The organism is Arthrobacter globiformis (assembly GCF_030815865.1).
GTDB lineage: Bacteria > Actinomycetota > Actinomycetes > Actinomycetales > Micrococcaceae > Arthrobacter > Arthrobacter globiformis_B.
The window spans coordinates 3,803,986-3,829,532 of the sequence record NZ_JAUSXI010000001.1 but is presented as its reverse complement, the minus strand read 5'-3'; the positions used below and the strand labels follow the sequence as shown (position 1 = coordinate 3,829,532).

Annotated in this window: 18 protein-coding genes and 1 pseudogene; 12 read left to right on the top strand and 7 right to left on the bottom strand. The window is 65.5% G+C overall.

Annotation, left to right across the window (positions count from 1 at the left end; all coding sequences use genetic code 11):
- Window positions 1-16: 16 nt before the first annotated feature.
- From QFZ33_RS17760 to QFZ33_RS17750, 3 genes are read right to left on the bottom strand one after another with little or no spacing between them, the layout of a single operon-like run.
- The gene (locus QFZ33_RS17760) at window positions 17-1,297 is read right to left on the bottom strand and encodes a DUF4350 domain-containing protein (protein ID WP_307029579.1); all 1,281 of its coding nucleotides are present in this window, start codon (window positions 1,295-1,297) and stop codon (window positions 17-19) included.
- Window positions 1,294-1,989 carry a DUF4129 domain-containing protein gene (locus QFZ33_RS17755; protein ID WP_307029577.1) on the bottom strand — a complete coding sequence of 232 codons (696 nt, stop codon included), beginning with the start codon at window positions 1,987-1,989 and terminating at the stop codon, window positions 1,294-1,296. Before QFZ33_RS17755 ends, QFZ33_RS17760 begins: the two co-directional genes overlap by 4 nt.
- Window positions 1,986-3,113, bottom strand: coding sequence for a DUF7847 domain-containing protein (locus QFZ33_RS17750; RefSeq protein ID WP_307029576.1), 1,128 nt, complete (start codon window positions 3,111-3,113; stop codon window positions 1,986-1,988). Before QFZ33_RS17750 ends, QFZ33_RS17755 begins: the two co-directional genes overlap by 4 nt.
- Window positions 3,114-3,692: 579 nt before the next feature.
- On the opposite strand from QFZ33_RS17750, the gene mtrA reads away from it, so the two are divergent.
- From mtrA to secA, 7 genes and pseudogenes are all read left to right on the top strand, one after another.
- Window positions 3,693-4,367 carry an MtrAB system response regulator MtrA gene (mtrA, locus tag QFZ33_RS17745; RefSeq protein ID WP_003804986.1) on the top strand — a complete coding sequence of 225 codons (675 nt, stop codon included), beginning with the start codon at window positions 3,693-3,695 and terminating at the stop codon, window positions 4,365-4,367.
- A gap of 157 nt (window positions 4,368-4,524) precedes the next feature.
- The gene (gene mtrB, locus QFZ33_RS17740; protein ID WP_307031890.1) at window positions 4,525-6,399 is read left to right on the top strand and encodes an MtrAB system histidine kinase MtrB; all 1,875 of its coding nucleotides are present in this window, start codon (window positions 4,525-4,527) and stop codon (window positions 6,397-6,399) included.
- A gap of 41 nt (window positions 6,400-6,440) precedes the next feature.
- Window positions 6,441-8,115: pseudogene (locus QFZ33_RS17735) on the top strand (LpqB family beta-propeller domain-containing protein).
- Window positions 8,116-8,204: 89 nt separating this feature from the next.
- The gene (locus QFZ33_RS17730; RefSeq protein WP_307029574.1) at window positions 8,205-9,122 is read left to right on the top strand and encodes a ComF family protein; all 918 of its coding nucleotides are present in this window, start codon (window positions 8,205-8,207) and stop codon (window positions 9,120-9,122) included.
- Between the two features lie 179 nt (window positions 9,123-9,301).
- A complete protein-coding gene (gene hpf, locus QFZ33_RS17725; protein WP_102971985.1) occupies window positions 9,302-10,027 on the top strand; it encodes a ribosome hibernation-promoting factor, HPF/YfiA family in 726 nt (241 codons plus the stop codon).
- Window positions 10,028-10,056: 29 nt separating this feature from the next.
- Window positions 10,057-11,271: a winged helix-turn-helix domain-containing protein gene (locus tag QFZ33_RS17720; RefSeq protein WP_307029572.1), complete on the top strand. Its 1,215-nt coding sequence runs from the start codon at window positions 10,057-10,059 to the stop codon at window positions 11,269-11,271.
- 84 nt (window positions 11,272-11,355) lie between these two features.
- Window positions 11,356-14,088 (top strand): preprotein translocase subunit SecA, encoded by a 2,733-nt coding sequence (gene secA / locus QFZ33_RS17715; protein WP_307029570.1) that lies wholly within the window; start codon window positions 11,356-11,358, stop codon window positions 14,086-14,088.
- A gap of 56 nt (window positions 14,089-14,144) precedes the next feature.
- On the opposite strand, the gene QFZ33_RS17710 is transcribed toward secA, so the two are convergent.
- Both QFZ33_RS17710 and QFZ33_RS17705 read right to left on the bottom strand, forming a co-directional pair.
- Window positions 14,145-14,573 carry an Rv3235 family protein gene (locus QFZ33_RS17710; protein WP_307029568.1) on the bottom strand — a complete coding sequence of 143 codons (429 nt, stop codon included), beginning with the start codon at window positions 14,571-14,573 and terminating at the stop codon, window positions 14,145-14,147.
- Window positions 14,574-14,668: 95 nt separating this feature from the next.
- Window positions 14,669-15,460, bottom strand: a complete 792-nt coding sequence (locus QFZ33_RS17705) for a LysM peptidoglycan-binding domain-containing protein (RefSeq protein ID WP_307029566.1) — start codon at window positions 15,458-15,460, stop codon at window positions 14,669-14,671.
- Window positions 15,461-15,618: 158 nt separating this feature from the next.
- Here QFZ33_RS17705 and QFZ33_RS17700 point away from each other — a divergent pair, with 158 nt between their 5' ends.
- Window positions 15,619-16,188, top strand: a complete 570-nt coding sequence (locus QFZ33_RS17700; RefSeq protein WP_307029565.1) for a hypothetical protein — start codon at window positions 15,619-15,621, stop codon at window positions 16,186-16,188.
- 47 nt (window positions 16,189-16,235) lie between these two features.
- Here QFZ33_RS17700 and QFZ33_RS17695 read toward each other — a convergent pair whose 3' ends face one another.
- Window positions 16,236-16,451, bottom strand: coding sequence for a helix-turn-helix domain-containing protein (locus QFZ33_RS17695; protein WP_307031888.1), 216 nt, complete (start codon window positions 16,449-16,451; stop codon window positions 16,236-16,238).
- 153 nt (window positions 16,452-16,604) lie between these two features.
- Here QFZ33_RS17695 and QFZ33_RS17690 point away from each other — a divergent pair, with 153 nt between their 5' ends.
- From QFZ33_RS17690 to QFZ33_RS17675, 4 genes are read left to right on the top strand one after another with little or no spacing between them, the layout of a single operon-like run.
- Window positions 16,605-17,249, top strand: coding sequence for a hypothetical protein (locus QFZ33_RS17690; protein WP_307029563.1), 645 nt, complete (start codon window positions 16,605-16,607; stop codon window positions 17,247-17,249).
- The gene (locus QFZ33_RS17685) at window positions 17,246-18,574 is read left to right on the top strand and encodes an AAA family ATPase (protein WP_307029561.1); all 1,329 of its coding nucleotides are present in this window, start codon (window positions 17,246-17,248) and stop codon (window positions 18,572-18,574) included. Before QFZ33_RS17690 ends, QFZ33_RS17685 begins: the two co-directional genes overlap by 4 nt.
- Before the next feature lie 58 nt (window positions 18,575-18,632).
- The gene (locus QFZ33_RS17680; protein ID WP_307031887.1) at window positions 18,633-23,486 is read left to right on the top strand and encodes an NAD-glutamate dehydrogenase; all 4,854 of its coding nucleotides are present in this window, start codon (window positions 18,633-18,635) and stop codon (window positions 23,484-23,486) included.
- Between the two features lie 34 nt (window positions 23,487-23,520).
- Window positions 23,521-24,990: a sensor histidine kinase gene (locus QFZ33_RS17675; RefSeq protein ID WP_307029558.1), complete on the top strand. Its 1,470-nt coding sequence runs from the start codon at window positions 23,521-23,523 to the stop codon at window positions 24,988-24,990.
- Window positions 24,991-25,084: 94 nt separating this feature from the next.
- Here QFZ33_RS17675 and QFZ33_RS17670 read toward each other — a convergent pair whose 3' ends face one another.
- Window positions 25,085-25,333 carry a WhiB family transcriptional regulator gene (locus QFZ33_RS17670; protein WP_003804966.1) on the bottom strand — a complete coding sequence of 83 codons (249 nt, stop codon included), beginning with the start codon at window positions 25,331-25,333 and terminating at the stop codon, window positions 25,085-25,087.
- Between the last annotated feature and the right edge of the window lie 214 nt (window positions 25,334-25,547).

The window sequence follows — 25,547 nt, the reverse complement described above, 5'->3', positions numbered from 1 at the left end:
CCGTTTGGCTGCTGGCTCATCTGGCCTGTACCTCTTTCTCTAGTCGGACAAGGTCCTGGGCCCAGCGCACAAGCTGGGCCTCGGTCGCGGGACGCTGTTGCAGGAGCTGCTGTATTTCGGCGGCGTTCCGGTCCAAATGCCGGCCTGCGGCGGCCGCCACTTCAGAGCCGGTCACGTCAGAAAACCCGGCTGCGGTACCCACCCGGAGTGCCGAGGCAAGCCGGACGATGGTGCCGGCACGGAGTGTGTCCGCCGCCCGGGCAACGTCGTGGGCCTCGTGGTACAGGCGGGCCCTGCCCTCGGCGGTTTCCGCGGATTTCACCACCACCGGCAGGGGTTCGAAGACCAGCGGGCCCAGGCGACGTCCGCGCCACAGCACGGCAAACAGGGCCACCACAATGAGCCACGGGGCCACAAACGCCGACCACGCCGGTGCAAGTTCGGCGAGCGTCTTCGGTGCGGTGCTGCCCCCGAGGTCCCCGGGACCCGGCAGGTACCAGACGAGGTCTCCCTGGCTGCCCAGGGTCCGCAGCGTGAGGGCGGCGTTGCCGTTGGCGGACAGGAACTGGTTGCTGATCACGGCCGTGCTGCCGATGACCACGAGCTTTCCGTTCTCTGCCGAGGCGTAAAGGCCCCGCCCGCTCCCGCCGGCGCCGTAGCAGACGGTGCCGCCGGTGTACAGGAAGCCTCCGTCAGCGCTGATGTCACCGGCGGTCTGGGCATCGGCAACGGCACATCCCGGCTGGAGGGTCTGCTCCGAGCCGGGGACCACCCCGGCCTGCCTGATGGTGCTGCCCAGGCCGGTCAGTGTGGCCAGGCGCGGCGACACCACCACCAGCCGGTCCGTCTCTGCAAGCAGCCCGCGGAGCCGGCCGGGAGCAAGGAACGCGCGCTGGTCGTAGACCAGGACTGTTGAGCCAGACCCACTGCTGCGGCCCGCACGCGCCGCTGCCAGAGTCTCCTCGAATGACGCTGTCTGTTCAACAGCGACGCCTTGCGCAGCCAGGATTTGGGCTGCTGCCTTGGCACCCTGCGGACCGGGGTTGCGGATGGACAGCTCCTGGTTGTCACCCTGTTGCGTCGACTGGAGCGCGAAGACCACCGCAAGGGCAACGGCCATGGCCACGCCGAAGAGCACTACCGCCCGGCGCCTGCGGAGCCAGCCAGTTCTCCTGCGCCGGGCAGCGACAACGACGCCGCCGCCGGGTATACCGCCGCTGGGCGGGGCCTCCGTGCCAGCCGGCTCCGTGCGAACCGGTTCCTTGCCGGCCGGTTGCATGCCGGGGAGATGCGTCACCTGGGCACCGCCAGTCCGCCGGGTGCGGCGTCTGCGTAGGAAGGCGTGAGCCCTTCCAGGGTCGAGTCCAGCTCAGCCACCGCGGCATGGTCGGCTGCCAGGGCGCTCCCGCTGCCGTAGCGGACGGCGTCGAACATGCGGGCTGCGGCCTCGAGGTTGTCGCTGGCCGCAGGGAACGCGCGGCTGAGCTGTCCGGCAGCCTCGTCGGCTGTCCGGCCAGGTTGAGGGTCCAAGACGGCCCGGTCCTCGGCCGAACTCACCAGCGCGCGGAACTGTTCGACGACGGCGGCCGCCCAGTCGCCACGGGCGGCTGCGGCTTTTGCGCGCTCCCGGTAGTCGGCTGCTTCGACGTCGAAGATCTCCTTCCGAGCGCGGCGGCGGGCATTGAGCCGTGGCCGCGCCAGGATGATGGCCACAGCTATCAGGATGGCGATGCCAAGGCCGATGAAGGGCGCCACCGGAGGTCCTTCGGCAGGGGAATGGCCATCGGTCACGGACTGCAGCCAGTCGAGGAACTGCTGCCAGAGGGTTTCCAGCCAGCCGGGTGCCGCTTCCCTGTACTCGCGTTTGGAGAGCTCCTCCACGGCCCAGCGGCGCGCTTCATCCCGGTTGGGCTGCACTGGCGGTTCCAGGGTTCGCTTCAGCAGTGCCGTGGCGTGCTGCAGGATCGGGACGAAGCTGACGGTGCTCATCCCGGCATCGTCGGCGGCCCCGGGGGCGGCGGCCAGCCTGCTGAAGTCCCGTAAGGCCCAGGTTGGTAAGGGCCAGTTTGAGGAGGCCCAAACGGGTAGGGACCTGCGCTGTTCCGGACCGAGCTGTAGACGGGAACGCCCCGGCCCGGGATGCCGCCGTCGTCATGGCCCGTTTCCAGCAGCCGGAGCAGCGCGATATCCAGTCCGTCGTTGCGCATCCGCAAATCCATGTAGAGCAAAGCCATGACCGACGTCTGGAAGGCGAACGCCACGGCCCCGACGGCGGCGGACACGATGGCCGTGGCGACACCGCCCACCACCTGCAGGGTGGCCGCCTGGCTGGTCGGGTCCTGGGGGCCGGCCACGGCGGCGAGCAGCCCGGTGAGCAGGGTTAGCGGAATGAGGACGATCTGGCCAATGATGCCCACGAGGAGCGACACCACGAGGACGATGCCGAAGACCCGCCACCAGCTCCTCCGGGTGACAGCCCAGGAACGCCGGATGCCATCCAGCGCTCCCACGTCCTCGACGACGATAACCGCAGGTGCGACGGTCAGCTTGACGGACACCCAGATCATGGCTGCAATAAAGGCCAGAAACAGCGGAAGCACGATGACCAGCGACCCGGTACCCATCGAATTGGCCAGCAGCACGGTGGCCAGGGCGATGAGGGCTCCGCCCAGCAGCACGGCTGCCACCCCGATCCCGGCCAGGCGCACCAGCGCCCAGGCCCGGCCGCGTGCCAGCAGCCACATCTGCCGGAAGCCCGTATGCCGGTTGAGGATGGACCTGGCCACGGGTACCACCATGGCCCCCTGCATCACCACGGAGATAAACACGGTCACCAGGCCGAAAAGAATGAAGCCGCCCGCCACGCCCGCAAAGAGGGAGGTCATCTCAGAAGTGCTGAGGTTCGCCAGCCAGGCCTCCGCGGAAGCACCGGATGCCGGCGTGACCAGCGGGACGACGCCGGCAATCACTGCGCCCAACGCCTGGGCAACCAGGCCTGCTCCGAGCATTGCTTTGGGATTCCGCCGGATCGTTTTGAAGGCCCCGTCCATGATTTCGCCGAACATCAGCGGCCGCAGCGGAACCACGCCGGGCTTCGGCGGGGCCGCGTACACCGGAAAGGGAACGGCGGGGTTCAGTCCTGTGGGGTTCGGCGCTGTGGGATACGGGTTTGCGCCCCACTGGTGCGGCGGCCCATAGGGCTGGTGGGGACTGGGTTGGTAGGGATGGGGCTGGTAGGGTCCGGGCTGCTGGCTGCCCCATTGAGGGGGTGTACCCCAAGGCTGCTGCTGCTGCGGCGGAGCCCACGGCGTGTGAGGCTGGCCTGCGCTATGAGCTGCAGGGTTCTGAGCGGCGGGGTTCTGAGCGCCGGGCTGCTGCGGCAGTTGGTCAGACGGCAAACGGTCCGGTGGGAGCTGCCCGGATGGGGAGGCTGCCGGCGAGCGGTGTTCAGGCGGCCTTTGTCCGGACGGCGGGTGCTGCGGATCCTGCTCTGACAACCTGTTCCTCCCCAAGGTGCGCACAGGCCAACGGCCGGTCACCTCCAGACTATAGTTCCGCCGTCGGGCATCCTAGCTTCCGGCCCGGTTCGGGCTGCGGCGGACCGCCAGCTGCCGGGTCCGGCGCCCCCGCACGCGCCCCGCCGAAAACTCCATCAATAGGACAAAGCAACAGCAATAAGGGAATATATAACTATGAAGGCACGCATTCTGGTGGTTGATGATGACGAGGCGCTCGCAGAAATGATCGGCATTGTCCTGCGCAACGACGGCTTTGAGCCCGTCTTCTGCGCGGACGGCGGACAGGCTCTGGACGTCTTTCGCTCGTCAAAGCCGGATCTCGTGCTCCTCGACCTGATGCTGCCGGGAACGGACGGCATCGAGGTATGCCGGCAGATCCGTTCCGAGTCGGACGTGCCGATCGTCATGCTAACGGCCAAGTCGGACACCTCCGATGTGGTCAGGGGATTGGAGTCGGGTGCCGACGATTACGTGCCCAAGCCCTTTAAACCGGCGGAACTTGTTGCCCGCGTGCGGGCGCGCCTGCGCCCCGGTGACCAGAAGGCGCCCGAAACGCTGCGCATCGCGGACATCACCATCGACGTCGCCGGCCACCTGGTGAGCCGTGGCGACGAGCGGATCTCACTGACCCCGCTCGAGTTCGATCTCCTCGTTGCCCTGGCACGCAAGCCCTGGCAGGTATTCACCCGTGAGCTGCTTCTTGAGCAGGTCTGGGGCTACCGGCACGCGGCTGACACCCGGCTGGTCAATGTCCATGTCCAGCGACTGCGGTCCAAGATTGAACGTGATCCGGAAGCTCCGGAAGTTGTAATGACGGTTCGTGGTGTCGGCTACAAAGCAGGGTCCTGAACCCCAGGGCCAGAATCCCCCCGAGGCGCCCGTGGGATCCGGATCCGGCCCCCGCGGCGACTCTCCCGCGGAAGAGAACGCCCGGGACGGCGCTCGCAAACCCGGTTCGCGTCCGGGCCCTGAACACACCGACGCCTTTGGCGCCGGGCTCGCGGGAATGCCTTTGCAGGCCCGGATCTGGCGGCGCCGCGCACTCATCGTCGTGCTGCGGGTGGGCCGCCTGGTGCGCACCGGCGTTGACCGCATCTTTCCCGGCATCCGATATTTGCTGCATTCCGTGCAGCGGCGGTGGCGCAGGTCGCTGCAGTTCCGCACCGTCCTGACCACGCTGCTGCTGTCCATCAGTTCGTTCGCGATCGTCGGCGCTTATCTGTCCAACCAGATTGCCAACAACCTGTTCCACGAACGGCTGACGCAGGCGGAGTCCGAGACCCGCTACAACGTCAAGCAGGTGCAGGACACGTTCGACGGCGCCCAGGTCACCGACCAGTCCAGCGTGATCACTCTCGTCTACGACACCCTCAACGCTGTTGAGGGCAAGGGATCGGTGATCCAGCGCCGCTACGTGTTTGAGGCGATGCCGGAGCAGACCAAGCCACGCAATCGGTGGGTGGAGTCGCGCGCATCCGACCAATTGACCATCAGCGTCATCCCCCCGGACCTCCGGGCAGCAGTCCAGGACTCCGGCAAGGAGCAGTTCTGGGCGTCGACGGAGTTCCCGGTGGGGACCGAAGACCGGCCGGGCATCGCCGTCGGCAACAAGGTGACGTTCAACGGCACCGTTTACGAGCTCTATCTGATCTACGACCTCAACACGGCACAGCAGACCCTGAACGAAATCCAGAATGTCCTCTGGGCCGGCGGCGCTGCGCTGATCCTCATGATCGGCGGCATCGCCTGGTACGTCACGCGCAACGTGGTGAGTCCCGTCAGCCACGCCGCCGTGGTCTCGGAAAAGCTGGCAGCAGGCCAGCTGCAGGAACGCATGGTGGTCAAGGGGGAGGACGAGGTGGCACGCCTCGGGGCCTCGTTCAACCACATGGCCGCGAGCCTGCAGGAGCAGATCACGCAGCTGGCCACGCTGTCCCAGATGCAGCAGCGGTTCGTTTCCGACGTGTCCCACGAGCTCCGGACCCCGCTAACCACCGTCCGGATGGCCGCCGAGGTGCTGTACGACGCCCGCCACGACTTCGACCCCATCAACAAGAGGTCGGCCGAACTGCTCTACAACCAGGTGGAGAGGTTCCAGTCGCTGCTGGCGGACCTGCTGGAAATTTCCAGGTTCGACGCCGGCGTTGCCATGCTCGATGCCGAGGCGACGGACATCGTCCAGCTCATCTCGCACGTGATGGAGGGCGCGGCCCCCGTCGCCGAAGAGTACGGCTCGAAGATGAAGCTGAATGCGCCGGAAGGCAGCGTCGTGGTGGAAATGGACTCCCGGCGCATTGACCGCATCCTGCGGAACCTGATCCTGAACGCCCTCGAACACGGCGAAGGCCGGGCCGTCAACATCTCCGTCGCCTCCAACGCGGACGCCGTCGCCGTCACTGTCAGGGACCACGGAATCGGCATGAGTCCCGCCGAGGCGGCCCGCGTCTTCGACCGCTTCTGGCGCGCCGACCCCGCCCGGGCTCGCACCACCGGCGGCAGCGGGCTGGGCCTGTCCATTGCCACCGAGGACACCAAACTGCACAACGGCTGGCTGCAGGCTTGGGGGAACACGGGGGTCGGCTCCAACTTCAGGCTCACGCTCCCGCTTAAACAGGGCGGCACCATCACAAAGTCGCCGCTGCCCCTTGAACCTGCAGACGTGGGGCTCGGCAGGCCCGGCGACCACAGTGTCCTCGTGCTGGGTCCCGGCGCCACCCCTGCGCCCACGGACTCTGCCCCGAAGGACTCCGCTGCCGCAGGTAACGCCGATGCTGTGGCAGGGGACCCCGCCGCTGGGGCTTCGCCGGCCAAGAATGCCGAGCCCGCTGCGGCCGCCGCGGCGGGCACACCGGAGACGGCGCGCACGGGGGAGCGTTCGTGAGCCGGGTGCGCCCGGCGGCCCGCGGGCTTGCCGCAGGGCTGATGGCCATCATTCTGCTGTTCCTGGCATCGTGCGCCCAGATTCCGAGGTCCGGGCCTGTTGGGAAGAGTACGGACGAAAGCGCAGGAAAATCCCAACGCTCCCGTATTCTTTCCTGTCGCGCCGCGCACGGGGTCCAGTCCCGAAGCGGTCGTTGAGGACTTCTACCTGGCGGGCAGCGGGTATGAGGACGACTACGCCGTGGCGCGGCAGTACCTGACCCAGGCTTCCTCCGTTGCCTGGAAGCCGGACCAGCGGACACTGGTGTTCCGCTCCGAGCGCGTGGTGAAGACCGGCGTCGAGGGCGTCTATAACTATGAACTGGACGTCGCTTACTCAGTGGATTCCGACGGCGTGGCCACCCAGATGCCGGACGGAACCAAGGAAAACATCCCCGTGACGCTGGTGCAGGTTGACGGCGAATGGCGCATCTCCAAGATCCCGGACGGCACCGCCATTCCCGAGGAGACCTTCAAGGTCATCTACGGCGCCTATCCCATCTATTTCTATGACCCGAGCTTCACCTATGCCGTTCCGGATGTGCGCTGGTTCATCAAGAAGAAAACGGTGAAGGCCATGACGAGCGCCCTGCTCGGCGGACCCGCCCCGTATCTGAAGGGCGCCGTGGTCAGTGCGTTCCCCTCCGGAATGAAACTTGCCAGGGAGTCGGTGCCCGTCGTTTCAGGCGCAGCCCAGGTTGACCTGTCGGCCAAGGAGCTGACCGAGGCCTCCACCGAGGACAGACTGAGGATGCAGACGCAGCTGGCCCTGACGTTCCGCAGCCAGCCGGACGTCATCAACGTGGAGCTGAGGGCGAACCAGGACCTGGTGCGCGTGGAGGATAACGGTTCAGTCCTTCCGCCGGTCCAGAACAGAAACGCCCCCGCGCGCCAGATCGCCATCAGCAACAACGAGTTGGTGCGGTACGAGAACAACAGGGTGTCACCGCTGCCCGACATGCAGCCGGTGGCGGTGCTGAAACCGCGTTCGCCCGCCGAGTCGCCCGTCTCGCAGACGGTGGCGTTTTTGAACGGCAGCCGCAGCACCCTCTATTCGATGGTGCCGGGCCAGCCCGCGCGCGCCCTGACCACGCGCAGCACGCTGACGCACCCCTCGTTCAGCCTGCACGACTGGCTCTGGACCGCCGGTCCCGGAGCCCAGGGCGTCACCGAAATCACGGCCTTCCGTCCCACCGGCGTGGCCCAGGGCGCACCGGTGCCGACCGTCACGCTGACCCCCTCCTGGCTGGCCGGCCGCAACGTGAAGGATTTCCGGGTGTCCAGGGAAGGGGTCCGGGCACTGGTCATCTCCGAACAGAACGGGGAGACACGCGTGCAGATGACGGGGATCATCCGCAGTGCCGACGGCACACCGAAGGAACTGACGGCGCCTATCACCCTGCAGTCCAGCGGAAATCCGGACCAGGGCGCATGGGTGAATGACACCACCGTCGTGGTGATGAAGGGTGTGGCGACGTCCAACGTGACCCCTGAACTTCTCTCGCTCGCGTCCTCCCAGCCGCAGAAGCTAGCCCCCTGGCCGGGGCTGGTTGCTCTCAGCGCGGGCAACGGTCCCGAGGAAATCTACGCCCAGTCCAGTGACGGCATCTTCCAGCGGCTCGGCAACGGGTGGTCGGCGCAGCTGAGGGGACCCACGGACCCGTCCTTCCCCGGCTGACCGTTCCTCAGGCTTTCCTGCGTAGGGCGTTTTCCACATGAAGGCCCCTTGCCCTTGGCGGGCTGGCGCCGTTGCCGCACCCTTGAACCGTGGGGAGCCATAGGACACGAGACGGCCGGAAGATTTCGGCCGATCCGGACCACCTGGCCCAGCCGCTGTGGCATGCACGGCACCGGGGGGAGCCCCGGCAGCGCCTCCTGCAGGCCTGGGACCTGCTGGCCGGCGCTGCGGCCGACATCGTGGCCCTCGCGCTGCCCGTGGAATGCGTCTGCTGCGGCAAGGAAGATCTGGCGCTGTGTGCCGGCTGCGAGCGCAGGCTCCGGATGCTCACCCGCCATCCTTTCCGGGCAGAGACCGGGGCGCCCGCGCTCATGGACACCGACGGCTCTGTCATCCTTCCTGTCGTGGCGGCGGGCATCTACCGCGAGGAGCTCTCACAGTCGATCCTGGCCTTCAAGCGCCACGGCCAGGGCCAGCTGCGGACCGTGCTGTCGAAGGTACTGGCCAGCGCACTCGCGGCAGCCTACGCGGGAACGGACGCTATGGTCCTCATTCCGGTCCCAAGCAGCGGCAGCGCGTACCGGAAACGCGGGTTCAGTCCCGTCCATCTGCTGTTGGCCGGCGTCAGGCGACGCTTCCACGGACCTCGCCCGGAATATAAGGACGCCCTGCGCAAGGTCAGGAACCGCGGAACTGGAATTGGCTTGACCGAAAACGGCCTGTCCGGAGGGCAGAAGGGACTCGGCAGGGGAGACAGGTCCCGAAGGGTCCGGGGCTCCATGCGCACCGCGCGGGGCGCCCGCGGACGCTCTCTGCGGGGGAAGGAGTGCATCATTGTTGACGACGTCCTGACTACCGGCGCCACCCTGGCGGAGGCTGCCCGGGCCATCCACGAAGCCGGCGGAATTGTGCGGGGCGCCGTGGTCCTTGCCGCCGCCCGCGCACCCGCTGCGGCGATTGGCCCGGCGCAGTCTCGGTATCCTGGGGACTACCTGGGCCATAGCTGAGACATAGAAAAAAATAAACTGCGAAAGGATGAATAACTTGTTGCTATGAACTAACGTCGGATATGGGTACCAAGATCAGTTGTACCTTTCGATAGCGGCTCGGAAAGGGGCTCGACTGTCAATCAGATCGTCCCCCGGAAGTGCCGCCGTCGTGTCACCGAAGTCATTTGGAGGGCACCATGGAGTTCATGATCAGCGGACGAAATCTGACGGTCTCGGACCGATTCCGCGAATATGCCGGCGAGAAGATCTCAAAGATCGAATCGCTTGGGGACAAGGTCCAGAGGGTCGACGCGAAGGTTTCAAAGGAAACAAATGCGCGGCAGACCGGTGACCAGCTCACGGTTGAAGTGACAGTCCTGGGCCGCGGCCCCGTGATCCGTGCCGAAGCAAGCGCCGCAGATAAGTTCGCCGCGTTCGACCTCGCCTACAACAAGCTGCTAGAGCGGCTGCGCAGGGCCAAGGACCGCAAGAAGGTCCACCACGGGCGGCATACGCCCAAGGCCGTACGCGAGGCAACTGCAACGCTGGAGCCGGCGAGCTCCAACCAGCCGATCTACGTCGAAGCGAGCAACAACACCCAGGCTGCTCCGGAACCGGCTGAGAAATCGCCGTACGACGTCGACAACGATATCCCCGCCGGCGACTCGCCGGTTCTGATTCGCCGCAAAGTGTTCCCGGCCGCGTCCCTCACCCTTGACGACGCCGTGGACAATATGGAACTCATCGGTCACGATTTTTACCTTTTCGTGGACAAGGCCACGAACGCACCATCGGTTGTGTACCGGCGCCGCGGGTGGACATACGGGGTTATCACCCTGGACCATTACTGCGAGCCCGGCGAGAACACGCATGAGGAGAAAATCCTTGCGTACCGCTCGGATGATGCGGCCGCAACTGCCTAAGATGGTGCCCAGGCAACGAAAGGGCTGACATGGGTGCATCGCTGAGCCTCTCTCAGGCCCGGCGGATCGCACTGGCAGCCCAGGGACTGGACAAAGGACGGCCCGCCGGCCCCGTGACCTCACGGGCGGTGGGCCGGACCTTTGCCCGGATTCAACTCGTACAGATTGATTCCGTCAACGTTCTGGCCCGGAGCCACTTCCTCCCGTTCTTTTCCAGGCTCGGCGACTACGACCGCTCCATCCTCCAGCAAATGGCAGGCAGGCACCCGCGGCGGATGATGGAGTACTGGGCGCACGAAGCCAGCTACATCCGGCCGGAACACTTCCTGGACCTGGTGGTGTGGCAGAACCGCAGGTGGGTCGGGGCTTCAGGGATGGATCCAGGGCTGCGTTCCGGTGTGACCGGCAGGGTCCTGGCCGCGCTCGCCGACGGCAGGCCCATGACGGCCGCCGAACTCACCGCCAGGCTCGGGCACGTTGAGGACCGTAAGCACGTCAACTGGGGCTGGAACTGGAACGCCGTCAAGCGCGTTTTGGAGCACTTGTTTGAAGAGGGGGTCGTCTCGTCGGCGTCAAGGTCGGACCAGTTCGAACGAAAGTATGCCCTGACCCGGCAGGTTTTGCCCGGGCATGACCTCGAAGCGGTACCTGACCCCTCGTCCGCAATGGACAGGCTCATTGATGCGGCGGCGCAGGCGCACGGTATTGGGACCGTGCGGTGTTTCGCGGACTACTTCAGGACCCCGGTGAAGGCAGCCGCGGCCTCTGTTCAGCGGCTTGTTGATGCCGGACGCCTGGAACCGGTGACAGTGGCAGGCTGGGATCGGAAGGTGTACCGCCACGCCCAGGCCCGGCTGCCGCGCCAGGCAGCCGGCAGGGCGCTGCTCAGCCCGTTCGATTCGCTGGTGTTTGAACGGCGCAGGCTTGAAGAGCTCTTCGATTTTCACTACCGGATCGAGATTTACACCCCGGTGGCCAAACGCCGCTTCGGCTATTATGTGCTCCCATTCCTGCTCCGCGACCGCATCGTGGCCAGGGTGGACCTCAAGGCAGACCGGGCAGCGGGGCTATTGCTTGCCAAGGCGTGCTTCGGCGAGCCGGACGCTCCGGCGGACACCGCCGTCGAACTCGCTGCCGAACTGCACCTGATGGCTGGTTGGCTGGGACTGGACGGCGTAGCCGTCTCGCCCGCGGGGGACCTTGCCCCCGCGGTAGCGGCCGCCATTAACGGCTATCCGCTGTGAGGGAACAGGGCAACGTGCCGTGTGACTCTCCCGTAGACTAAATCACGCCAGAATTCGGCAGCATGAGACTGGGAGCAACTTCACGTGGCATCACTAATCGAAAAAATTCTCCGCACAGGTGACAAAAAGCTCCTGAGGCAGCTGCGGAACTATGCTGATTCCATTAACGCCCTTGAAGACTCGTTCCAAACCTTCACCGATGCGGAACTGCGTGAAGAGACAGACCGGCTCCGGGCGCGCCACCAGGATGGCGAGAAGCTCGATGACCTCCTGCCGGAAGCCTTCGCCGCCGTCCGTGAGGCGTCCTCCCGGACGCTCGGCATGCGGCATTTCGATGTCCAGCTCATGGGTGGCGCTGCCCTGCACCTGGGCAACATTGCAGAAATGAAGACCGGTGAAGGCAAGACGCTGGTGGCCACTGCTCCGGCCTACCTCAACGCCCTTACCGGAAATGGCGTGCACGTTGTCACCGTGAACGACTACCTGGCGGAATACCAGTCCGAACTTATGGGCCGTGTCTACCGCTTCCTGGGGCTCACCAGCGGCTGCATCCTGGCAAACCAGGACCCGTCCGTCCGCCGCGAGCAGTACGCTGCCGACATCACCTACGGCACCAACAACGAATTCGGGTTCGACTACCTCCGCGACAACATGGCCTGGGACAAGTCCGAACTGGTGCAGCGCGGCCACAACTTTGCGATCGTCGATGAAGTCGACTCGATCCTCATCGACGAGGCCCGTACGCCGCTGATCATTTCCGGCCCGGCCCAGGGTGACACCAACCGCTGGTACAGCGAGTTCGCCAAGGTTGTCCTGCGCCTGCAGCCGGAGAAGGACTACGAAGTCGACGAGAAGAAGCGCACCGTCGGCGTGCTCGAAAGTGGCATCGAGAAGGTTGAGGACTACCTCGGCATCCAGAACCTCTACGAATCCGCCAACACGCCCCTGATCGGCTTCCTCAACAATGCCATCAAAGCCAAGGAGTTGTTCAGGCGGGACAAGGACTACGTCATCCTCGACGGCGAGGTCCTCATCGTTGACGAGCACACCGGCCGTATTCTGGCCGGCCGCCGCTACAACGAGGGCATGCACCAGGCGATCGAGGCCAAAGAGGGCGTCGAAATCAAGGCGGAGAACCAGACCCTCGCAACGGTGACGCTGCAGAACTACTTCCGCATGTACGACAAGCTCTCCGGCATGACCGGCACGGCCGAAACCGAAGCCGCCGAATTCATGGGCACGTACAAGCTCGGGGTGGTGGCCATCCCCACGAACCGCGACATGCAGCGGATCGACCAGTCCGACCTGGTATACAAGAACGAAGTCGTCAAGTTCGAGGCCGTCGTCCGGGACATCGCCGAACGCCACGAGAATGGCCAGCCGGTCCTGGTGGGCACCACCAGCGTCGAAAAGAGCGAGTACCTCTCGCGCCTGCTGGCGAAGGAGGGCATCCGGCACGAGGTTCTCAACGCCAAGAACCACGCCCGTGAAGCTGCGATCGTGGCCCAGGCGGGACGCAAGGGCGCGGTCACGGTGGCCACCAACATGGCCGGCCGCGGTACGGACATCATGCTGGGCGGCAACGCCGAGTTCACCGCCATCGCCGAACTCGCCCAGCGGGGACTTGACCCGGAGGAAAACTCCGACGAGTACGAGGCAGCCTGGCCCGGTGCGCTGGAGGCGTCGAAGAAGGCCGTCAAGGACGAGCACGAGGAAGTCCTGGGCCTGGGTGGCCTGTACGTGCTGGGAACTGAGCGCCACGAATCCCGCCGGATCGACAACCAGCTCCGCGGGCGCTCGGGACGCCAGGGCGACCCCGGCGAGTCCCGCTTCTACCTGTCGTTGACCGACGACCTCATGCGCCTGTTCAACTCGGGCGCAGCAGAGCGGCTGATGAACAGCTCCGTGCCCGACGACGTGGCGCTGGAATCCAAGCTGGTCTCGCGTGCCATCGCTTCGGCCCAGGGGCAGGTCGAAGGCCGGAACGCCGAACAGCGCAAGAACGTCCTCAAGTACGACGATGTCCTCAACCGCCAGCGCGAAGCCATCTACGGCGACCGCCGCCGGATCCTGGAAGGCGACGACCTTCACGAAAAGGTGCAGTTCTTCCTGGAAGACACCATCAACGCACTGATCGACGAAGCAACCGCCGAGGGCAACGGCGACGACTGGGACTTCGACCAGCTCTGGACCAACCTCAAGACGCTTTACCCCGTCACCGTGACGCCGCACGATGTCATCGACGAGGCAGGCGGCAAGTCGCGCATCACCGTGGAGTTCCTGAAGGAAGAAATCATGTCTGATGCCAAGCTGGTCTATCAGGCACGCGAGGAAGCCATCGGTTCGGAGAGCATGCGTGAACTCGAGCGGCGTGTTGTGCTCTCCGTCATCGGGCGGAAGTGGCAGGAACACCTGTACGAGATGGACTACCTCAAGGAAGGCATCGGCCTGCGTGCCATGGCCCAGCGTGATCCACTGGTGGAATACCAGCGTGAAGGTTTCACGATGTTCCAGTCCATGATGGAAGCCATCCGGGAGGAGAGCATCGGCTTCCTCTTCAACCTCGAAGTGGAAGTCACCCCCGCAGAGGACGTCGTGGTTGCCGATGCCGCTGGCGGCCATACCGAACACCACGAGCCGCAAATCCGCGCCGCCGGTCTTGAGGCGCCGGAGAAGTCAGCCCAGCTCCAGTACACCGCGCCCCGGGAAGACGGCGGAGCCGAGACACGGATCGAGGGCCGGGCTGCCGGCCGCTCGGGCAACCCCGCCAAGGCCGCTTCGCAGGACCGGCGCGACGGGAAGAAGAAAAAGCGCTAGCAGAGGATATGACAGGAAGGGACCGGAGCAGGAGCTCCGGTCCCTTCCTTTTGGCGTCAGCCAATCTCCAGTGCAGTGACGCGCCAGACGTTCTTGCTGCGTTCCAGCCGGACGGCGACTGCCCGGACCCGTAGTTCATCGATCACCACCGCGCTGGCCTCGTACACGTCCGGCGTCACCTCGCATGCGCGGACCGAGCGGACTGATGCGTTGCGGTGGAGCAGCCCCATTTTCCGGGGAGCCCGGGCAGTCACTCGCCGGGTGAGGGCCGCCCGGTGCTGGAGCGCGGAGAGGCAGCGCTGATCCAGCCGCCGTGCCAGCTGGTGGATTGGCCTTGTTCCCGCCAGGACTTCAACGGCGGCCTGGACTGTTGCCCTGGTGATGGCGCAAATTTGGCGCGCCTCGTCTCTCGGGCCGGCTTGTGCAGCCGGTACGGGGTCAAGAACAGCGTTTCCTGCACGCCGTATGGGAGTTGCTGCAGTCATGATTCGGTCCTTCGGTAGAGGCAGGCTTGGGAAGGCCGCGAGAGGGGCGGCGGCCGCGGGATCGGTGGCGCGAAAGGAAAGCATGCCAACGCCGCCTACGGCGGCGGGGGGCTGAGGAGCTGGCCCGGGAGAAGGACGTTGGGATCGGTTCCGATGACATTCCGGTTGGCCTGGTACCAGAGCGGCCAGCGGGCTGCTATATCCACCTCGGAAGCACCGGGCCCCAGCTCGTGTGCAGCGATGGTCCACAGTGATTCTCCGGCCCGGACGGTTACCTCGCGGCGGGCACTTGCCGGCTCAGCCGTTGCCCTGGCAGGCAATGAGGTGACGAGGCCGGGTTCCACAACGGGGACGCGCGGCTTCCATTGAGGCTGGAGTTCGCTGCCTTTCGAGACGGATCTTTCGGTGGGGTCGGAGCCCGCGGAGCGGCCGACGGGTAGGCTAGGCCGCCCGTCAGCCAGGGGCGCCCACGCTGCGGACAGGGACGACCCGTTCGAGGAAAAGCCGGCGGCGGACAAGGTATCCGCATGGGCGAGCGGTGCGCCGAGAAGCTGCACGCCCACCGCGGCCATCGCCAGCCTGCGCATGAAAACAGGGGTGAACCGCCCGGTGGCGCGGGCGGCGGCATGGTGCCCGGTCCGGTCCAGGAGTGCCGACGCAAAGGCCGTAGCCAGGGACAGCAGCCACCAGGCCATGACTGTCAGCCCGGCGGCGAGGGCCAGCAAGCCAATCAGGTCATCGAACTGCAAAGCCTGCTGGCGTGCAGCGGACCGCCTCCAATGGTCGACGATCCCGGCCCCGGTGAAAGCGAGAAAGACTCCGAGCCCCAGGATGACGACCGCCAGGGCCGCTTCTGGCCCCACCGGGCGCTGTACTTCTGCCGCCATGACATCCCCCAAAGAGTGCATTTGATGCAGTTTGATCAACTTTGATGTGTTTGGTTCCGATGGAGCAAGTTTGCGGCAGGTGTATCTCTGTTGTCTATGGAGATAGGAAAGTTTGTGGATTAATTGACCGCCCTCGCGGGCGGGCCTACGCTGTCGCCATGCGATGGAATGCACTCTTTCAGGATCTTGAACTGCAGCTTGCCGAGGCCGGGGTCCTGGGCCTGGAGTCCGAGATTGCCGAGCGCTCCCGGGCAGACACGGCTGCCATCGCGCTCGATGACAGGCTGCGGGGATCCCTGGGATGCCGCATTGGCATTCATCTGAGCTCGGGACTGGTCTTTGCAGGCACCCTCAGCCATGCGGGGTCGGAAAGCCTGGTCATCGACGAGGCGGCGCACCAGGTGCTTGTTCCGTACGCCGCCGTGGGCCACTACGCCGGACTCGGGCGGTTGGCGGTGGGCGAGGCATCCCCCGTGCGCCGGAAACTGGGCCTTGCCAGCGCGCTGCGGGGGCTGGCGCGGGACAGGGCTGAACTCACCGTCCTGATGGCGGGCCGGACACCGGATGTGCAGCTCTCGGGTGTGATTGACAGGGTGGGGCGGGACTTTTTTGACCTCGCCATGACGTTGCCAGGAGAAGCCCGCCGGGCTGGCCGGGTTGCCGATGTGGCTACCGTCCCGTTTCGGGCGCTGGGCGCGCTCCGCTCACGGCGCGGAGGGAAACTCTGACCGTCCCTTGCAGGGAATCCAGCGTCCGGTCCGGAAGCCGCCCGTGCTCAAACCGACTTGGACTTGGCCTCTTGAATAATGCGGCTTGCCTCGGCATAACGTTCTTCGATGTACTGCTCAAGCATCTTTTCCTCGACCCGCCACTGGCCGCGGCCGCCCACCTGGATTGCCTTCAGTTCGCCGCTGCGGACGAGGGCATACGCTGCCGGTGCATTGATCTGAAGCTGCTCGGCTACATCTGCAAGCGTGAGGAATCGGGGCATAGTCCAATTGTGCCACCGTTGGGCGCGGGTGATGCCGTTATCCACAGTTTGATGTTGGTTGCCTCAAAACCTTTCCGATTGAGCAGGCATGCCGTAACAATAATCATGACCGGCGCGATTGAAGCGCCTAGGCGTCAAGGGGGAGCAGTACGCATGAGTGCAAGCACGGTGGCCACCGGAGCCCGTCTAAAGAAGCCTTCCTGGAAGGACCCGAGGCTTCTGGTGGGCGTGCTCCTTGTCCTCGCCTCTGTTGTCGGAGTCGTTGCACTCGTCGGCAGCGCGGACCGGACCACAGAGGTGTTTGCCGCCCGTGAGGTAATCGCAGTCGGTCAGAAACTCACCCCTGACAACATCAGCCGGGTCAAGGTGCGCCTGGGCGACGTTGAAGCACACTACGTCACAGCGGCGTCAGGCGTCCCCGAAGACCAGGTGGCCGTTCAGCGGATTGCCAAGGACCAGTTGGTTCCCCGTGAAAGCCTGGGCAGTGTCGACGCCCTGGACCGTAAACCCGTGGCCGTCACGGTTCAGGAGGCCTTGCCGGAGCAGGCTGTAGCGGGCACCCGGGTCGACGTCTGGGTCTCCATGCCCGACGCCCGGAACGGTTTTGCCGAACCGAAGCTGCTGCTCCCGGGCGCGGAAATCGCGGAGGTCTCACAAGGATCCACCGCCCTTGGCGCTTCGAAATCCACGGTCATGATGGTCCTGGTCGGGGATGAGCAGATGCCTTCCCTCCTCGGCGCGCAGGCGAACGAGGCCAAAATCTCCGTGGTGTGGAATCCCGGCGGGGCCGCCAAGTGAGCATTCCGGTTGTCACGGTCGGTGAGTCGCAGGAAGATCTGGTGGGCGGACTGGAGCGGCTCCACGGTCCCGTCACAGTAGTCCGGCGCTGCGCGGAGCTGGCAGAACTGCTGGCTGCCTGCCAGAGCGGGCTGGCCCGGGCGGCTGTTGTTGCCGAGGGAAGTCAGGACTTGACTGCCTCGCTGGTGGACAGGCTCGCCGTAGTAGGCGTAGCGATCATTGCCCTGACCGACAGCCCTGAGGAGCGGTTGAGGCTCCGCGGGATCGGAGTCACGGCGGCGCCTTCGACCGTCGAATCCACAGCACTGGCGGAGAGTATTGCCGACGCCGTCAGCAGGCATGCAGGCTTGAGCCCGGCAGGGCTGACTCCCGGCGCCGGTCCCGGTTACAGCACGGGATTCGCGGACGCCGGCGCGGCCCTGCGCCCGGAGGCTGCCGACGCCGAATCGGAGCCTGCTCTTGTCGGAACCGGCAGGGTCCTTGCGGTGTGGGGGCCGGCCGGTGCACCCGGCAGAACCCTGATTGCCGTCAACGTCGCGGGGGAGCTGGCTGCGGAAGGCAAGTCCGTCCTGCTGGTCGACGCTGACAGCTACGGGGCCAGCGTCGCCGGCGTCCTCGGGCTCCTGGACGAAGCGGCGGGTTTGGCGCAGGCCTGCCGGCTCGCCGACCAGGGCCTCCTGGACCGGGAAGCACTGCTCCGCGTCGCCGTACCGGTTACTGCCATGGCCGGGACTTTCCGGGTTCTGACCGGAATTACCCGAGCCGACCGCTGGACCGAGCTGCGGGCGGCCGCGCTGGCGCTTGTTTTGGACCGGGCGCGGGAAGTGGCCGACTTCATCGTGATCGACGCCGGCTTCTGCCTTGAGGCCGACGAGGAGCTGAGCTTCGACACCATGGCACCGCGACGCAACGCCGCGACGCTCAGGAGCCTTGAGATGGCCGATACCGTGATCGCGGTTGGCTCCGCGGATCCGGTCGGTGTTCCCCGCCTGGTCAGGGGGCTGGCGGAACTGGAAGGTTCAGTGCCGGGGATCAGCCCCGAGGTGGTGCTCAACAAAGTGCGGGCCTCGGCTGTAGGCCGTTCACCGGAACGTCAGCTCCGCGAGGCGTGGGACCGGTTCGGCCCGTCGGCGAGCATTAAAGCCTTCCTCCCGTGGGACCCTGGCGCAACAGACGCCGCGCTGCTATCGGGGTCGTTATTGCTGGAATCGGCACCGGACTCCCGACTTCGGTCGGCGATTGCGGAATTGGTTTGTGCACCTGCCCAGCAAAAGCGCCGATCTTCTGTGTTCTCCTCCACAGCAGGGCGCCGGCTGACGGGCTAGGCTCACGGTGAGGGCTGCAAGGAAGCAGCCGCAAACTGTGTGATGGAGGCGTGTGTCGATGTCGTCTGGGTCCAGCGTGGAGGATCAGTCCCGTTCAATCGGAGCCGAAGAAGGCTTCTTTGCGGACTACTACGAGCATCTGGCGGAGGAGGACGCGCGCGCTTACCCGCACGAGGTGCTGACAGCGCGGGCTGAGACCCACCGCGCAGTGGGTTTTGAACGCCGGCCGGGGAGCGCCAACATTTCGATCGTTCCGGAGGGCGACCGCAGCGTTGTGTACATCGTCACCGACGACATGCCTTTCCTGGTGGATTCAGTCAACGCTGAGCTGGTACGGCAGAATTCGGCCATTCACCTCGTGCAGCACCCCATGTTCGTGGTCACGCGCAACCGCGAAACCAACGAACTCGTCAAGGTGGACAGGGTCCCCTCCAGCATTGGAATTTCCAGCGGCGACACCGCGGCGCTGCCCGTCCTGTCCCACCTGATCGCCCAGGGCGACAACGCGTCCCACATGGAATCCTGGATCGCCGTCGAGATCGGCCGCGCCAGTGACGAAGCCGCTGAGCAGCTGCAGGTAGGGCTGGAACGCGTCCTCGGAGACGTTAGGGCCGCCGTTGAAGACTGGCCGAAAATGCGCAACAAGGCAATGCAGATCGCCCAGCACTTGGACAAGGTGGCGCACCCGGCTCAGATCGCTGAGCTGCGCCAGGCCCAGGACTTGCTCCGCTGGCTCGACGAGGGCAACTTTACGTTCCTCGGCTACCGGGAATATGACCTGGTCAACGAAGAGGGCGAGGATGTCCTGGAGCTCCGCGAGGACAGCGGCCTCGGCCTGCTGCGGGCGCACCACGACACCCGTCAGGTGCAGCATCTGACCGACGCGGGCAGACGCAAGGCCCGGGAAAAGCGTGCCCTGGTCGTCACCAAAGCCAATTCCCGCTCGACGGTACACCGGCCTGCATACCTGGACTACATCGGCGTGAAAAGCTTCGATGCCGCGGGCAATGTCAACGGCGAGCAGCGTTTCATCGGACTGTTTGCCACCAGCGCGTACACCGACTCGGTGCGCAATATCCCGATCGTGCGGGAAAAGGTCGAGGCCGTGCTGCGCGGTGCCGGGTTTCCGCCGGACTCGCATTCCGGCAAGGACCTGCTGGGCATCCTGGAAACGTACCCCCGTGACGAGCTCTTCCAAATTGAAATTCCCGACCTTGCCGCGACGGCAGCGGGAATCCAGCGGCTTCAGGAACGGCGCCGGACCCGGCTGTTCCTCCGGCCGGATATCTACGGACGGTTCATGTCCGCCGTCGTCTACCTCCCTCGTGACCGGTACACCACCAACGTCCGACTGAGGATCGAACAGGAACTCCGCGAGACGTTCCACGCTGAGTCCATCGACTTTGAAGCGAGGATGACCGAATCAGCCCTCGCCCGCCTGTTCTTCCGCATCCGCCTGCCCAAGGGCGAGGACGTCAGCCACGTCAACACCGATGCGCTGGAAAAGCGGCTCGTACGCGCTGCCCGGTCCTGGAGTGAAGGGATCACCGAGGTACTCCGCGAGCGCAGCGCCGACGACGGCGCCAATGAACTGGCGGCCATCTGGGCCGAGGCTTTCCCAGCGGGCTACCGCGTCGACTACGAAATCGAAGATGCCCTCGAGGACATCGCCCGGTTTGAACAGTACGGGGCCGAGGCCGAGCGAACTGTTGGCGCCCGGCAGGAACGGCCGGGAGTCCATGTCTATCTTCCCGAAGGCGCCGGTGCAACCCTCGAGGAGGACGCCAGGGTCAAGCTGTACATGCTGGAGCCGAAGAGCCTGAGCCAGATCCTTCCCTATTTCCACAACCTTGGGCTGGAGGTGCTGGACGAGCGGCCGTTCGAGATCGAGACCGCCGACCGCCGGGACTTCTTCCTTTACGACCTCGGACTGAAGTACCCGGCCGGGGTGGACCCGGTGTCCACGGGCCGGCTGCTGGCGGATTCCTTCGGGGCGGCGGTTTCCGGCGCTGTCGAATCCGACAGTTTTGACCGGCTGGTGCTTCGCGAGGGCATGACGTGGCGGCAGGTCATCGTGCTGCGGGCCTACGCCAAGTACATGCGGCAAATGGGAAACACCAACTCGTTTGAGTTCATGGCCGATACGCTGCTGGCCAATCCGGAGGTCACCCTCGGACTCATTGCCCTGTTCGAGGCACGCTTCGATCCCAGCCTGCCCGAGGCCGAGCGCACGAAGAAGCAGGCGGCCGTCCGCGCCCAGCTGGCGGCATCGATCGACGACGTCGCCACGCTGGACGCCGACCGCGTGGTGCGGACGTTCACAAACCTGATCGAATCAACGCTGCGTACCAACTTTTACCAGGACAAGCCGCACCTGAGCTTCAAGCTCAACCCCGCAGCCATCGAAGGGCTGCCTTTCCCGCGGCCCATGTTCGAGATCTGGGTTTACTCTCCCCGGGTCGAGGGCGTTCACCTGCGCTTCGGCAAGGTGGCCCGCGGCGGGCTCCGCTGGTCGGACCGGCGGGAAGACTTCCGGACGGAGATTCTGGGTCTGGTCAAGGCGCAGACGGTCAAGAATGCCGTGATCGTTCCGACGGGCGCAAAGGGCGGGTTCTTCGCCAAGCGGCTGCCGGATCCCGCCAAGGACAGGTCGGCCTGGATGGCGGAGGGCGTCGAAAGCTACAAGACGTTTATCCGCGGACTGCTGGACATCACGGACAACCTCGTTACGGAAGCCGATGGCGAACGGCTCGTCCCGCCGTCGAGCGTTGTACGGCACGACGGCGACGACTCCTACCTGGTGGTCGCAGCGGACAAGGGCACCGCATCCTTCTCAGACATTGCGAACGGACTGGCCGCGGACTACGGATTCTGGCTGGGCGACGCCTTCGCCTCCGGCGGTTCGGTGGGATATGACCACAAGGCCATGGGCATCACCGCCCGGGGTGCCTGGGAGTCGGTCAAGCGGCACTTCAGCGAGCTGGACCTGGACACGCAGTCCGAGCCCTTCACCGTGGTCGGTGTCGGTGACATGTCCGGAGACGTCTTCGGCAACGGAATGCTCCTGTCCAAGCACATCCGGCTGCTCGCGGCGTTCGACCACCGGCACATTTTCCTCGATCCGAACCCGGACGAGGCGACCTCCTTCACGGAACGGCAGCGGCTGTTCGAGCTGCCCCGGTCGTCGTGGGACGACTATGACAAGAGCCTGATCAGCGAAGGCGGCGGGGTCTACCCGCGGCAGGCCAAGTCGATTCCGGTCTCGACTCAGGTCCGGTCCGCGTTGGGCTTGCCCGAGGACACGACGCAGCTCAGCCCGCCCGAACTCCTGCGCGCCATCCTGCTCGCACCCGCGGACCTGCTTTACAACGGCGGCATCGGCACCTATGTGAAGGCCAGTTTTGAGACGCACGCCATGGTGGGTGACAAGTCCAACGATGCCATCCGGGTGGATGGCCGGGACCTTCGGGTCAAGGTTGTGGGCGAGGGCGGAAACCTCGGCATGACGCAACGGGGCCGTATCGAAGCGGCGCTGCAGGGCGTCATCCTGAACACCGATGCCATCGACAACTCCGCCGGCGTCGACTGCTCTGACCACGAGGTCAACATCAAGATCTTCGTGGACCGGATGGTGGCTGCCGGCAAGCTCGACGCCGCCGAGCGCTCCGACTTCCTCGCGGCGATGACCGACGAAGTGGGGCGGCTGGTCCTGGAAGACAACATCGACCAGAACATTCTGCTGCTGAACGACCGCCAGAAGGTCGCGGAATGGAGTCCGAGCTACGAGCGGCTGATGGACTGGCTGGAGAAGACGGCGGACCTGAACCGGGAGCTGGAGGCACTGCCGTCCACCGCGGTCCTGCGCGAACGGCTGGAGCAGGGGCAGGGGCTCACCTCACCCGAACTGTCCGTGCTGGCCGCCTACGCCAAGATCGAACTGGCGACGGCCCTGCGCGACAGCGACCTGGCAGACGACCCGTGGTTCCGCGCGACGCTCCGGCAGTACTTCCCGGTCCAGCTCCGGGAGAAATTCGACGCCGAACTGGACACCCATCCGTTGCGCCGGGAAATCATCGCAACGGTCGTGGCCAACGACATGATCAACCTGGGCGGCATCACCTTTGCCTTCCGAACCATGGAGGAGACCTCGGCGAGCGAGGTAGCTGTGGCCAAGGCGTTCGTGGCACTGCGGGAAATTTACGAGCTCGATGTCATGGTGTCCGAGCTCAACGACCTGCCTGCTTCGTTCCCCACTGAGCACTGGAGCACCGTCCATCTCGATGTCCGGCGACTGCTGGACCGTTCGGTGCGCTGGGTCCTTGCCCAGGGCAGCGCGTCGCGGCCCATCGCCGACATCGTCGCCGAGTTCCAGCCGCCGATGGAACCGATGCGGGCCCGGCTGCTGGACTACCTGCGCGGTGAGGACCGCGAGCGCGTTGCCTCATGGCTTGAGAAGGCGCGGTCGTGGGGCGTGCCCGAGGACCTGGGCCACCGCTGGGCAGAGCTGTTCGAGAGCTTTGTCCTGCTTGACATCGCAAAAATCGCGCACAGCCGCAAGGAGCCGGTGGAGGACATCGCCAACGTCTACTACACGGTGTTCAACCGGTTCCACGTGGACTCCCTGCTGGAGCGGATCAGTTCCCTGCCCCGGGCGGACCGCTGGCAGGCCCTGGCCCGTGCCGCTCTGCGCGATGACCTCTACTCGACCGTCTCAGACATGACGACGGCGGTCCTGGACTCTACTGACGAAGGGTCGCCGGCCGAGGACAGGCTCAAGGCCTGGGAGCAGCTGAACGCGGAACATCTGGGCCGGGCGAAGAGCATGTTCGATGAGGTCAATGCCCTCGAAGCGGACGACATGGCCTCGCTCTCGGTAGCATTGAGGCTCTTGAGGTCAATCGTCCGACGCTAGGACAAGGTCCCGCCGTCGAAAAACTGGAGGTGCAGTGGCAATCTTTACGGACCCCATCAGGGAGCACGCTGATTTTGGGCCGGGGGATGCCGAGTGGCTGCACCTCCTGGTGGGCGACTGGCAGATGGTGGCCGATCTTGCGTTTGCCGACCTGGCCCTGTGGTTTCCCCACCCGGAGCACGGCTACGTTGCCCTGGCTCACGTCAGGCCCTCCACGACGCATACGGTATTCCACGCCGACTTCGTCGGGGAGGGCATCCGCTCGGACCTGCAGCCGCTGGTGGACAAGGCGTGGGAGAGCCGCACCATTGAGCGTTCCAGTGAGACGAACTGGAGCAGCGACATGGCACTGCGGGTCGAAGCCGTGCCGATGGTCAGGAACGGGCGGACGCTGGCGGTGGTCACCTCACACATGGACCTCTCCAGCTCGCGGATGCCGTCCAGGCTGGAGCTGACCTACCGCCAGTGTGCCTATGACCTGCTGCGCATGGGCACACTGGGTCTCTGGCCGGACTTCGCCTCGCCGACCGGCTCCCGCCGCGGGGCCCCGCGCGTTGGTGACGGCCTGATCCGCCTCGACGCCGAGGGCATCGTGCAGTACGCCAGCCCGAACGGCGTCTCGGCGTTCCGGCGCCTCGGCGACGGCGAATCCCTCGAAGGGCGCTCGCTGGCTGAGGTAACGGCGGGTCTGCTCAAGGACCGCCGCTTGGTGGACGAGACGCTGCCTCTTGTTGTCACCGGGCGGATGCCGTGGCGAAGCGAGATTGAATCCCGCGGCGTAAGCCTGTCGCTGCGCGCCATCCCGCTCCGCGACGAGCAGCAGCGTTTCGGTGCGCTGGTCCTCTGCCGTGACGTGTCCGAGCTGCGACGCCGCGAGATGGAACTGGTCACGAAGGATGCCACGATCCGTGAAATCCACCACCGGGTCAAGAACAACCTACAGACCGTTGCAGCGCTGCTGCGCATGCAGTCCCGTCGAATGGTCAGTGACGAGGCAAAGCAGGGGCTGGAACAGGCCATGCGGCGCGTGGCAACGATTGCCCTGGTGCACGAGACGCTCTCGCAGGGGCTGACCCAAAGCGTTGACTTTGATGAACTGATCGGACGCCAGTTCCGCCTTTCTGCAGAAGTGGCCTCACCGTCCCAGCAAGTCCGGACGCAGCGGTCAGGTTTGTTCGGTGAGCTTCCCAGCGACTTCGCGACGCCGCTGGCGCTGGTGATCAACGAACTCGTCACCAATGCCGTCGAGCACGGACTGGAGGGACGCACCGGCACGGTGTGGCTGCTCGCCGACCGTTCAGCTGGCGACGACGATGAGGAACTGCTCACCGTCACTGTGGCGGACGACGGGGTGGGCCTGCCGGAGACGCCCCATGTGGAGGGCCTTGGGCTGCAGATTGTCCGGACGCTGGTCACGAGCGAACTCGGCGGCACCATCCAGTGGCAGCCCCGCGAGGGCGGCGGCACGGCGGTGCAGATTGTCCTGAGTCTGGCAAGCCGCTAAACGACAAAGGCGACGGCCGCGGACCATGAGGTCCGCGGCCGTCGCCTTTTCTAGTGAAGCTTTTGCTCGGGTGCCCTCGCTGCTCTTGTGCGCGTTAAGACGCGCGCCGGGCCCTGGCGGCGCGGCGCTTCAGCGCACGCCGCTCGTCCTCGCTCATGCCCCCCCACACGCCTGCATCCTGTCCGGACTCCAGCGCCCACTGCAGGCAGGTGTCAACGACCGGACACCGGCGGCAGACGCTCTTGGCTTCTTCGATCTGCAAAAGCGCGGGGCCAGTATTGCCTACGGGAAAAAACAGCTCCGGGTCCTTGTCGAGGCAGGCCGCGCGGTTACGCCAATCCATGCTGATCAGTACTCCATTCCTGGGAAGTCAATACCCTTTGTGAAAATATTCACTAGGGCTTACAAAGGAAAGGGGCCCTGCAGGGCCCCCTTGGTCATCTGGATCAAGCGTTTCATGTTAACGCTGTGTAAACAAGGGGTTGTGGACCACGAAATCCCCAAGAAACGTGAGCGATGCATCACATCGGCGGGCTGTCCCGCCGTGTGTCGACTAT

What these genes read in the sequence shown, in the direction of transcription:
- QFZ33_RS17690 (WP_307029563.1), top strand. Translation starts at nt 16,605, where the DNA reads ATGAGTGCAAGCACGGTGGCCACCGGAGCCCGTCTAAAGAAGCCTTCC.
- mtrA (WP_003804986.1), top strand. Translation starts at nt 3,693, where the DNA reads ATGAAGGCACGCATTCTGGTGGTTGATGATGACGAGGCGCTCGCAGAA.
- QFZ33_RS17670 (WP_003804966.1), bottom strand. Translation starts at nt 25,333, where the DNA reads ATGGATTGGCGTAACCGCGCGGCCTGCCTCGACAAGGACCCGGAGCTG.
- QFZ33_RS17700 (WP_307029565.1), top strand. Translation starts at nt 15,619, where the DNA reads ATGCGATGGAATGCACTCTTTCAGGATCTTGAACTGCAGCTTGCCGAG.
- QFZ33_RS17720 (WP_307029572.1), top strand. Translation starts at nt 10,057, where the DNA reads ATGGGTGCATCGCTGAGCCTCTCTCAGGCCCGGCGGATCGCACTGGCA.
- QFZ33_RS17680 (WP_307031887.1), top strand. Translation starts at nt 18,633, where the DNA reads ATGTCGTCTGGGTCCAGCGTGGAGGATCAGTCCCGTTCAATCGGAGCC.
- QFZ33_RS17755 (WP_307029577.1), bottom strand. Translation starts at nt 1,989, where the DNA reads ATGAGCACCGTCAGCTTCGTCCCGATCCTGCAGCACGCCACGGCACTG.
- QFZ33_RS17705 (WP_307029566.1), bottom strand. Translation starts at nt 15,460, where the DNA reads ATGGCGGCAGAAGTACAGCGCCCGGTGGGGCCAGAAGCGGCCCTGGCG.
- hpf (WP_102971985.1), top strand. Translation starts at nt 9,302, where the DNA reads ATGGAGTTCATGATCAGCGGACGAAATCTGACGGTCTCGGACCGATTC.
- mtrB (WP_307031890.1), top strand. Translation starts at nt 4,525, where the DNA reads ATGCCTTTGCAGGCCCGGATCTGGCGGCGCCGCGCACTCATCGTCGTG.
- QFZ33_RS17710 (WP_307029568.1), bottom strand. Translation starts at nt 14,573, where the DNA reads ATGACTGCAGCAACTCCCATACGGCGTGCAGGAAACGCTGTTCTTGAC.
- QFZ33_RS17695 (WP_307031888.1), bottom strand. Translation starts at nt 16,451, where the DNA reads ATGCCCCGATTCCTCACGCTTGCAGATGTAGCCGAGCAGCTTCAGATC.